Annotated in this window: 2 protein-coding genes; both read left to right on the top strand. The window is 70.4% G+C overall.

Annotation, left to right across the window (positions count from 1 at the left end):
* On the top strand, positions 1 to 244 hold a 244-nt coding region (locus AOK15_RS38810; RefSeq protein WP_167738910.1), incomplete at its 5' end, for an acyl-CoA carboxylase biotin carboxyl carrier protein subunit.
* Between the two features lie 107 nt (positions 245 to 351).
* Positions 352 to 520 (top strand): acyl-CoA dehydrogenase family protein (locus AOK15_RS48065; RefSeq protein ID WP_240508798.1); only part of this gene is annotated, 169 nt, incomplete at its 3' end.

The raw sequence follows: 520 nt of genomic DNA, 5'->3' as shown, positions 1-520 counted from the left end.
CCCCACCACCACCCAGGCCGCCGGCTCCCTCCTGGCCCCCATGCCCGGCACGGTCGTCCGCCTCGCGAAGGACCTGAGCCAGGGCACCACCGTCGAAGCGGGCCAACCCCTCCTCTGGCTGGAGGCGATGAAGATGGAACACAAGATCACCGCCCCGGCACCGGGAACCCTGACGGCCCTGCACGTGGTGGTCGGACAACAGGTGGAGCCCGGCATGTTGCTGGCGGTGGTGCAGCCGACGTAAGGGGCGCGGGGCTGTTTCGATATGCGGCTCCGCCGCGTGAGCGCGCACAACCCCAACGCACCCGCAGTCTCCTGACGTCCGTAGGACCCACCCCCTAAGGAGCCCTCATGTCCCCCGTGATCGAATCCGAAGAGCACCAGGCCCTACGAGCCGCAGTAGCCGCCCTGGGCAAACGCCACGGCCGAGACTTCACCCCGGAGACCCTCTGGGACGAGGCCGCCAAGCTCGGCTACCTCGGCGTCAACCTGCCGGAGGCACACGGCGGGGGCGGCGGCG

Source organism: Streptomyces ossamyceticus (assembly GCF_001418475.1).
GTDB classification, from domain to species: domain Bacteria; phylum Actinomycetota; class Actinomycetes; order Streptomycetales; family Streptomycetaceae; genus Streptomyces; species Streptomyces ossamyceticus.
Note: the sequence above shows the minus strand (reverse complement) of the source record. Positions and strands in the feature narration are given on the sequence as shown.